Here is a 9,428-nt window from a genome sequence, read left to right as displayed (position 1 = left end):
CCCAGGTGGAGCATCTGGTGGAACCCGGCGATGGTGATCCGGCCGGCCGCGGCCGCGGGCGGGTTGAAGTTGCGGGCGCTCGCGCGATAGACGAGATTGCCGTGCCGGTCGCCCTTCCAGGCGTGGACCAGCGCGTAATCGGTGACGATCCCCCGCTCGAGCACATAGGTGACGCCGTCGAACACCCGGGTCTCCTTCGGCGGGGAGGCCACCGCGATCCCACCCGCGCCGTCGTAGCGCAGCGGAAGTCCGCCCTCGGCGACCTGGGTTCCGACCCCGGCTGGGGTGAAGAACGCCGGAATACCGGCGCCCCCGGCCCGCATCCGCTCGGCGAGGGTGCCCTGCGGGGTCAGCTCGACCTCGAGTTCGCCGGACAGGTACTGGCGGGCGAATTCCTCGTTGGCGCCGACGTAGGAGCTGATGGTGCGGCGGATGCGGTGCGCCGCGAGCAGTACGCCGAGACCGAAGCCGTTGGTGCCGCAGTTGTTGCTGACGACCTCCAGGTCGGTGGCGCCCTGTTCGAGCAGCGCGTTGATCAATATTTCCGGGATCCCGACCAGTCCGAATCCGCCGACGGCCAGCGACGCGCCGTCGGGGATATCGGCGACCGCTTCGGCGGCTGTGGCAATGACTTTGTCCATCACGCGGTCCACAGTAACCAGATTTGTGCGGAATGTGAACTCATGTGCGTATAGTGAACCCAGCGGCGGCGATTGATCCGGCCCAAACCGGACCCTATGCTGTTCGCATCCCGTAGCAATGTCCACATCCCGAACGCGAGGTCGCGCATGCTCCCACTGCCCCCGCGGTACCGCGGTATCGACAAGGACGAGGAAGCACCGCTCGACTTCGCCGATTACCGCACCACCGCCCTCCGTCACCCGAAACAGCCGCTGATCCTGCTCCCCCAGCGACTCGGCGAGCTCACCGGTCCGGTGCTCGGCGAAGGACGGATCACCGAGGCGGACGCCGACCTGACGCTGGCCCGCGGCGGCGAGGCGATCGGGCAGCGCATCGTCGTCCACGGCCGGGTCCTCGACAGCGACCGCAAACCGGTACCGAACACCCTGGTCGAGGTCTGGCAGGCCAATGCCGCCGGGCGCTACCGGCACCAGGGCGACCAATGGCCGGCCCCGCTGGACCCGCATTTCGACGGCGTCGGCCGGGTACTCACCGACAGCGACGGGCACTACTCGTTCACCACGATCAAGCCGGGCATCTATCCGTGGCGCAACCACCACAACGCATGGCGCCCCGCCCATATCCATTTCTCGCTGTTCGGGCGCGCCTTCACCCAGCGCCTGGTCACCCAGATGTATTTTCCGGACGACCCGATGTTCTTCCAGGACCCGATCTACAACTCGGTCCCCGACGGCGCCCGCCAGCGCATGGTGAGCGCATTCGACTACGAGGCCACCACCGACAACTGGGCGGTGGGCTACCGGTTCGACATCGTGCTGCGCGGCCGCGACGCGACCCCGTTCGAGGAGGACGACGACCACGATGAATGACACCGATTTCGCCCCCCGCTATCCGGTGACCACCGGCGATTTCACCACGGTGGAGTTCGGCCCCACCCCGTCGCAGACCGTGGGCCCCTTCCTCCATATCGGACTGCCCTGGCCGGACGGCCCCGACGTGGTGGCCCCCGGCACGGACGGTGCCATCACCGTCACAGTGACGGTGAGCGACGGGAGCCGGACCCCGATCGCGGACGCGCTCGTGGAGGTCTGGCAAGCCAATCGCGAGGGCGTATTCCAGCATCCGGACGACCCGCGCCCGCAGACCGACCCCGGGTTCCGCGGATTCGGCCGGTGCCCTGCCGACGCGACCGGTACCGTCCGGTTCACCACGGTGAAACCCGGGGCCCTGGTCGGCGACGGAGAAACCGAAGCGCCGCATCTGAACGTGTCGATCTTCGCGCGCGGCATGCTCAACCGGCTGGCCACCCGGCTCTACTTCGCCGACGAAGAGTCCGCCAACGCCGCCGATCCCGTCCTGTCCGCACTCCCGGCGGCCCAGCGGCACAAGCTGATCGCCACCACCACCGCCGAGGGTTACCACCTCGACATCGTCGTTCAGGACGCCGATCCGGACGGCGCCGAGACGCCGTTCTTCCACTTCTAGGAGATCCGAGTGCCGCGTGGGGAGCTGTTCGATCCGCTTTTCGGGGCGGCCGAGCTCGGCGCCACCCTGTCCGACCGCGCCTGGATCACCGCACTGATCCAGGTCGAGTGCGCATTGGCCCGCGCCCAGGCAGCCACAGGGGTGCTCGACGAGCACTACGCGGCCGCCATCGATGCCGCCGGACCGGAACTGGCCGAGCGACTGGACCCCGAGCAGCTCGGCAGCGCCGCGGTGGCCGGCGGTAACCCGGTCATTCCGCTCGTCGGTGAACTGCGCCGGGCCTGCGCGGCGGCGAACGTGCCACCTGCAGCCGTCCACAAGGGCGCCACCAGCCAGGACATCCTCGACAACGCCCTCTCGCTGCTGGCCCAGCGAGCCGGCACGCTGGTCGTCGACGACCTGCGTGCCGCGGCGGACTCCGCCGCGACCCTGGCCCGCGATCACCGGGACACCCCGATGGCCGCGCGCACCCTCGGTCAGCAGGCACTGCCCACCACCTTCGGTGCGCTGGCGGCCGGCTGGTGTGCCGCCCTCGACCGGGCGGCGGGCTCGGTCACCGCCGCGCTGGCCGACCTGCCGGTCCAGTTCGGCGGTGCCGCGGGGACTCTCGCGGCGCTGTATCCGCACGGCCCAGCGGTCGCCGACGCGCTCGCGGCGGAACTGGGGCTGGCGCCGCAGCGGGTGCCGTGGCACACCGACCGCACACCTCTTGCCGAACTCGCCACCGCCCTGGGGGTGGCCGCCGGCGCGGTGAGCAAGATCGCCACCGATATCGTGGCGCTGTCCGCGACCGAACTCGGTGAGGTCAGCGAGGATTCGCCCGGCGGTTCGTCGGCGATGCCCCATAAACGGAACTCGGTGGCCGCGATCACCGCGCGCGCCGCGGCCCGGCGTGTCCCCGGCCTGGTCGCGACCACGCTCGGCGCGATGGACCATGAAATGCAGCGTGCCGCCGGTGCCTGGCACGCCGAATGGGAAACCGTCACCGAACTGCTCCGCCTCAGCGGCGGCGCCGCCCACCGGCTCGCCCAGAGCCTGGCCGGGCTGCGGGTCGATCCCGCGGCGATGTCGCGCAATCTCGCGGTCACCGGCGGGTTGTTGCTGGCCGAGCGGGTGACCGCGGCACTGTCCGAACACACCGAGCGGGCGCGCGAGATCGTCACCGCCGCGGCCACCGCCGACCCGCCGGCATTTGACAGCGACCCCGAGATCGTCGAATACCTGGGCGCGGACCGGGTCCGGGAACTGCTGGACCCCGCCGGATATCTGGGTCACGCGGCCGATTTCGTCACGCGGGTCCTCGACGAACGCGGTGACGAGGTCGGTGGTCCGGCCACCCACGAAACCGCCGGGCCACAGTGACCCGGGGACACGACCGAGAACGAACCGAACGGAACAGGTGATATGGCGTCGACCGCAGCAGATCCGACCACGAGCGTCGAACTCTCCTACCGGGCTTTCGGCCCCACCGGTGACGCCCCGACCGTCGTCCTGCTGGGCTCGCTCGGTTCGGACCGGGCGATGTGGGACCCGCAGATCGCCGCGCTGGCCGCCGGCCACGAGGTACTCGCCGTCGAGCTGCGCGGGCACGGCGAATCCCCCGCTCCGGCAGGCGATTACACCGTCGCCGAACTCGCCGGTGATGTACTCGCGCTGCTGGACCGGCTGGGCCGCGACGCGGTGCACCTGGTCGGGTTGTCGCTGGGCGGTGCAGTCGCTCAGCGGATCGCCGCCTACCATCCCACCCGGGTCCACACCCTGACCCTGCTTTGCACCGCCGCGAAATTCGGTACCCCGCAGGCCTGGCTCGACCGGGCCGCCGCGGTACGCGCCGAGGGCACCGGATCTCTCGCCGAGGCCGTGGTGGACCGCTGGTTCACCGCCGGCCTCGCCGCCCGGGACCCCGAACTCATCGCCCGTAGCCGGGCTATGGTCGCCGCCACGCCGGACGCGGGCTACGCCGCCTGCTGTGTCGCCCTCGCGCAGTGGGACGGGCGCCCCGATCTCGCCCGGATCACCGCCCCCACCCTGGTGATCGCCGGCGCCCAGGACCCGGCCACCACACCCGGCGATATGCGCGCCCTCGCCGACGGGATCGCGAATTCCGTACTGCACGTGCTCGATCCCGCCGCCCACCTGGCCAATGTCGAACAGGCCGGAGAGGTGTCGGCGCTGATCACCGCGCATATCGCCGGCCGGCGCGAACGCACCGCGGCATTCGAGCGGGGGATGCGGACGCGGCGCGCGGTGCTCGGGGACGCCCATGTCGACCGCGCCGTGGCCGGAACCACCGAATTCACCGAGCCGTTCCAGGATTTCATCACCCGCACCGCCTGGGGCGATATCTGGAGCCGGCCCGGCCTGGATCAGCACACCCGGCGGCTGCTCACCCTCGCTGTACTCACCGCCGTGGGCAACACCCACGAGCTCGATATGCACATCCGCGCGGCACTGCGGGCCGGGCTCGAGCCGGCCGAGCTCGCCGAGGTGTTCCTGCACACCGCGGTCTACGCGGGTGTGCCGAACAGTAACCTCGCCTTCGGACTCGGCAAGGCGGCACTGGCCGACGGTGTCGGGTCCCGCCCGGCCGACGACACCGCGGCCGGACCCGCCGACGAGGAAACACATCGACCATGACCGAACCCTCACCGGACTACGTGCAGTCGCTGGGCCGCGGCCTCGCCGTGATCCGCTCCTTCGACGCCGGCCATCCCCGGCGCACGCTCAGCGAGGTCGCCAAGGCCACCGACCTGACCCGGGCGACCGCGCGCCGCTTCCTGTTGACCCTGGTGGAACTGGGCTACGTGCGCACCGACGGCTCACTGTTCTGGCTCACCCCCCGCGTACTGGAACTCGGCTACAGCTATCTGTCGAGTCTGAGCCTGCCCGAGGTCGCCGGGCCCCATCTGGAGAGCCTCGCCAACCAGGTACACGAATCGACCTCGGTCTCCATCCTCGACGGTGAGGACATCGTCTATGTGGCCCGCGTACCGGTCAGCCGCATCATGACCGTCTCGATCACCATCGGGACGCGCTTCCCCGCCTACAGCACCTCGATGGGCCGGGTACTACTGGCCGGGCTCTCCGAGTCGGTGTTCGAGGAGTACCTCGCGAAAGTCGGCCTCACCCCGCTCACCGACCGCACCGTCCTCACCGCCGACGAACTGCGCGAACAGGTACGCCGCACCCGAGAATCCGGTTACTGCCTGGTCGACCAGGAACTCGAGCAGGGGTTGCGCTCGATGGCCGCCCCCATCCGCGACCACACCGGCACGGTGTGCGCCGCGGTGAACATCTCCACCCACGCCGCCCGGTACACCACCGAGAGCGTCCGGGCCGACCTGCTGCCCCCGCTGCTGGCCACGGCCGCAGCCATCAGCACCGATCTCGCGCAGGTACAGAACCGCGCCTGAATACGACGAAGGAATGCCATGATCGACGCCGTCATCTGCGAACCCCTGCGCACCCCGGTGGGCCGGTTCGGTGGGGTGTTCAAAGATGTCGCCCCGGAAACCCTGGCCGCCGGCCTGATCACCGAACTCCTCGACCGCACCGGCCTGTCCGCGGACCAGATCGACGACGTCGTCCTCGGCCAGGCCTCCCCCAACGGCGAGGCGCCGGCGATCGGCCGGGTCGCGGCGCTGGACGCCGGGCTCGGCGTCGCGGTGCCCGGCCTGCAGGTCGACCGGCGCTGCGGCTCGGGACTACAGGCCGTCCTGCAGGCGTGTATGCAGGTCGCCACCGGTGGCAGCGACCTGGTGCTGGCCGGCGGTACCGAATCCATGAGCAAAGCGGAGTTCTACACCACCGATATGCGCTGGGGCGTCAAAGGCGACGGTATAGCCCTGAACGACCGGCTGGCCCGGGCCCGGGTCAGTGCGGGCGGCAGCAATTTCCCGGTCCCGGGCGGCATGATCGAAACCGCGGAGAATCTACGCGCCGAATACTCCATCGGCCGGGCGGAGCAGGACGCGCTGGCGGTGCAGTCGCACCAGCGGGCCGTCGCCGCCCAGCAGACCGGCCGCTTCGCCGACGAGATCGTCGGGGTGGCGGTGCCACAGCGGAAATCGGACCCGATCCTGGTCGACACCGACGAACACCCCCGCGCCGACACCACCGTGGAAGCCCTGGCGAAACTGCGTCCGATCCGCGGCGGTGTCGATCCCGACGCCACCGTGACCGCCGGTAACGCCAGCGGTCAGAACGACGGGGCCGCGCTCTGTATCGTCACCACCGCCGCGCGCGCCCGCGCCCTGGGCCTGCGGCCACTCGCCCGCCTCGCCTCCTGGGCCGTGGCCGGAGTACCGCCGCGCACCATGGGCATCGGCCCGGTTCCGGCGACCGAGAAGGCTTTGGCGCGATTGGGTCTGACGCTCGACGATATGTCGGTCATCGAGCTGAACGAGGCATTCGCGGCGCAGACCCTCGCAGTCCTGCGCAACTGGAAGATCGAGCCCGACGACGAACGTCTCAACCCCAACGGTTCGGGAATCTCCCTGGGTCACCCGGTGGGCGCCACCGGCGCCCGCATCCTCGCGACCCTGTTGCGCGAACTGGACCGCCGCGAGGGCCGCTACGGCCTGGAGACCATGTGCATCGGCGGTGGGCAGGGACTGGCGGCGGTTTTCGAACGCATCGTCTAGGGGATCCACGCAACAGACAGATCCCGAGGATCGGACAACCTGTACGCCGGGGCCGGCCCGGCATCGGTCCAGGGTCGTGGGAGGACCACCCGGCGGATGGCCGCGCGGCAACCGTGCCCCCCTTCCGGCCCGTCCTCACGGATGCACCCCGATCGATACGCTTATGCCGGTGTGGCGGCGGCCGCCGTACCTCTCCCCGCCGGAGATTCCCCCGCATTATTGGATGGCGCACCAGTAGTTACACCTGGTCAGCGAGCCGACTGCCCGCAGCCCACGGCCATGTTCGCGAGATCTAAGTGCACAGCTCGGAAGGGTCCCGGCAGCGCCCGATCGGGTGCAGGCCGACAAAGCGGTTTCGCGTGGTCGGCTACTCCTGCCTATGACCCGGTATCAACCTGACGGCACGGTGATCTCTTCGGGTGAGCGGTCCGGCCTCAGTCCGCGGAAGCTGGGATGGCGCAGGACTCCGTCGCCTGTGATCTCGCGATATTCCACGTCGGCGACCAGAACCGGATCGACCCACCGGGCGACCTTGGAGACCGTGGCCGGCACGGCCCCGAGCGGACTGGTCGGCCGAGCGATCCTGTCCAGGGCGGCTCGCAGTTCCCGGCGATCAGCCATTGTGAACCCTGTCCCGACACTGCCGATGAACCGCAGGTCGGGACCGTTCTCGTGTGCGCCGAGCACCAGCGATCCGAGCGTATCGACGAAGGCACCGTTGCCGGGTAGCCAGGCTACGATCACCCCCTCGGCAGTCCGGCGCAGAGCCGACTTGATCCAGTCACGGCTGCGGGTGCCGGGCCGATACCTGGAGTCGGCGCGCTTGCTCACGATCCCTTCGAGTCCGGCCTGCGCCGCGGCTGCCAGCAGATGTTCGGGGTCGAGACCGGTCCAGAACGGTGGCACGCCGATCAGTCCGCCCTCGAGAGCGAGGTCATCGAGTAACTCGCGGCGCGCGAGATAGGGCTTGTCCATCGTTGAGACCGCGTCGACGAACAGGACGTCGAACACCACGTATTCAACGCGGACCCCGGCGAGTCGCGCGTTGGTGGGCTTGGAATGCATACGCTGCTGAAGCCTGGCGAAGTCCGGGGCTCCGGTAGCGGGGTCCGGTGCGACGATCTCACCGTCGAGGACTAGGCCGTTGTTGAGCTCTGCGGTAGCCGTCGACAATGCCCCGGCGAGGTCGGGATAGAACTCGGTAGCCTCGCGCAGGTTCCTACTCCACAATCGGCAACCTTCTTCACCGCAGCGAGACACTGCCCGCTGCCCATCCCATTTCATCTCGTAACACCAGTTCAGAGACGGGTCGGGGGGACTTCCCGACATCGCCAGCATCGGAGCCGGTATGTGCGCCACCCCCTCCTGAGCGTACTAGTAGCAAACTCTGCTGGTGCCCGACGAACGCGGCCGGATCGGTCCGTGTATCCGGTGCTCCACTCGATGCCGGCGCAAACTGCTGGCGTTTGGTGTCGATATGGCGCAGCGTCTGTTGCAGGGCTTCGACCTCGCCCAGCCACTGTCGCTCGTGGGCTTGGTCGAGCCGGTCGCGGGCATTGGCAGCCATGTCGTCCAAGCGTGGTAGCTGGGCGCGGTCCAAACGCAGAAAGGGGCAACGCACGCAGGCATGCTCGTGGATGCATGGGGTGCCGTAGGATCTCCTGTGCTGGCAAGCCGGCGACGCTGACGGTCCCGTGTACGCCTACGAGCGCAGCGAGGAACCCGGCCAGTCCTGGGATATAGAGCGCGTGCGTGCATGAACAGGTACACACTTCGGCAGAAGCGTGCACCCGCTCGGTTGCGCGCTCATCGGCATAGACGTTTCCACGGCACAGTCGATCTCGCCCGCGACCGCTCGCCCTGCGGCATTACCGCTCACTCGCCCCACCTGGAGTCCGCTAGAACGGATGCGATCCAGAACGACTTTCGTCGACGAAGGGATGCGTCTTGACGACAGCAGGAATCGCGGTCCCCCAGCTGATCGGTTCCGCCGCACGTACCCTCCCGCTATGGGAGCTGAGCATGGGCCGCTCAGATCGGTAGCCGGCCGCGGCGGATCTGATCGCGGGTGGCGGCTTCCACCACCAGCACGCCGGTGCCCTCGACGCGGGTGTGCGGCCCCAAGGTCTCCAGGCCGACCGACAGCCGCCAGGCCGCGGCGTCGGCGCCGTACTCCCATTCGGTCTCGAATTCCTGGCTCATGGGGTGGAATTCGACTGCGGTGTCCAGCTTTTCGGGCGGCAGCGGGTCCTTGCCGAAGCGGGCGCGCAAGGCATTCAGGTCGGGCTTGTAGATACGCCTGCGGGGTTCGCCGCGCGGGTGTCCCCGGCGGTGATCGTGGGCGGCCAGCCATGCGCGCAGGTCTTCGAGTGATGTTGGGGCGGCGGGCCTTTCGTCATGATCGAAATCGATCTTCCCGTCGCCGCTGCTCGTGTGGATGAGGATGGCGTCGTTCTCGGCGATGCACCATTCGCTGTAGTAGCCGTGACCGTCGTCGGCGCGGCTGTAGTAGTGGGCCGCGCCGAATCGGCGGCTCAGAGCTCGCAGATACTGGTAGCGCTCCTCGCCGTATTTGTGCGTCAGGGTCGAATACGGGTTCGGCATCACCAGGGTCCATCCGTCCAGGACCGGCGAAACGAAGATCTCTGGGCTCAGCCC

General features: G+C 69.2%; 10 protein-coding genes. 7 read left to right on the top strand and 3 right to left on the bottom strand.

Features of this window, described 5'->3' with window-relative positions; all coding sequences use genetic code 11:
- The coding region (locus tag ACLML9_RS25660; RefSeq protein ID WP_411947922.1) for a CoA transferase subunit A at nt 1-641 on the bottom strand (641 nt) is incomplete at its 3' end.
- Nucleotides 642-788: 147 nt separating this feature from the next.
- On the opposite strand from ACLML9_RS25660, the gene pcaH reads away from it, so the two are divergent.
- Genes pcaH through ACLML9_RS25630 form a run of 6 tightly spaced genes read left to right on the top strand, consistent with a single transcriptional unit; the run spans nt 789 to nt 6,770 of the window.
- Nucleotides 789-1,511, top strand: a complete 723-nt coding sequence (pcaH, locus tag ACLML9_RS25655; RefSeq protein ID WP_411947921.1) for a protocatechuate 3,4-dioxygenase subunit beta — start codon at nt 789-791, stop codon at nt 1,509-1,511.
- A complete protein-coding gene (pcaG, locus tag ACLML9_RS25650; protein WP_411947920.1) occupies nt 1,504-2,127 on the top strand; it encodes a protocatechuate 3,4-dioxygenase subunit alpha in 624 nt (207 codons plus the stop codon). The genes pcaH and pcaG overlap by 8 nt, the downstream gene beginning before the upstream one ends.
- Before the next feature lie 9 nt (nt 2,128-2,136).
- The gene (locus ACLML9_RS25645; protein ID WP_411947919.1) at nt 2,137-3,489 is read left to right on the top strand and encodes a lyase family protein; all 1,353 of its coding nucleotides are present in this window, start codon (nt 2,137-2,139) and stop codon (nt 3,487-3,489) included.
- Nucleotides 3,490-3,531: 42 nt separating this feature from the next.
- Entirely contained in the window at nt 3,532-4,764 is a 1,233-nt protein-coding gene (pcaD, locus tag ACLML9_RS25640; protein WP_411947918.1) for a 3-oxoadipate enol-lactonase, read from the top strand.
- Nucleotides 4,761-5,540, top strand: coding sequence for an IclR family transcriptional regulator (locus tag ACLML9_RS25635; protein WP_411947917.1), 780 nt, complete (start codon nt 4,761-4,763; stop codon nt 5,538-5,540). Before pcaD ends, ACLML9_RS25635 begins: the two co-directional genes overlap by 4 nt.
- Nucleotides 5,541-5,558: 18 nt before the next feature.
- Nucleotides 5,559-6,770, top strand: coding sequence for an acetyl-CoA C-acetyltransferase (locus tag ACLML9_RS25630; RefSeq protein WP_411947916.1), 1,212 nt, complete (start codon nt 5,559-5,561; stop codon nt 6,768-6,770).
- A 390-nt stretch (nt 6,771-7,160) separates the two neighbouring features.
- Here the strand turns inward: ACLML9_RS25630 and ligD are convergent, their stop codons facing one another.
- Nucleotides 7,161-8,099, bottom strand: a complete 939-nt coding sequence (gene ligD / locus ACLML9_RS25625; protein WP_411947915.1) for a non-homologous end-joining DNA ligase — start codon at nt 8,097-8,099, stop codon at nt 7,161-7,163.
- Between the two features lie 64 nt (nt 8,100-8,163).
- On the opposite strand from ligD, the gene ACLML9_RS25620 reads away from it, so the two are divergent.
- Complete coding sequence (locus ACLML9_RS25620; protein ID WP_411947914.1) at nt 8,164-8,355, top strand: hypothetical protein; 192 nt, start codon at nt 8,164-8,166, stop codon at nt 8,353-8,355.
- A 446-nt stretch (nt 8,356-8,801) separates the two neighbouring features.
- On the opposite strand, the gene ACLML9_RS25615 is transcribed toward ACLML9_RS25620, so the two are convergent.
- A partial coding sequence (locus ACLML9_RS25615; RefSeq protein WP_411947913.1) for a hypothetical protein occupies nt 8,802-9,428 on the bottom strand: 627 nt, incomplete at its 5' end.

The organism is Nocardia sp. NPDC002869 (assembly GCF_046764065.1).
GTDB classification, from domain to species: Bacteria; Actinomycetota; Actinomycetes; order Mycobacteriales; family Mycobacteriaceae; genus Nocardia; species Nocardia rhamnosiphila.
Note: the sequence above shows the minus strand (reverse complement) of the source record. Positions and strands in the feature narration are given on the sequence as shown.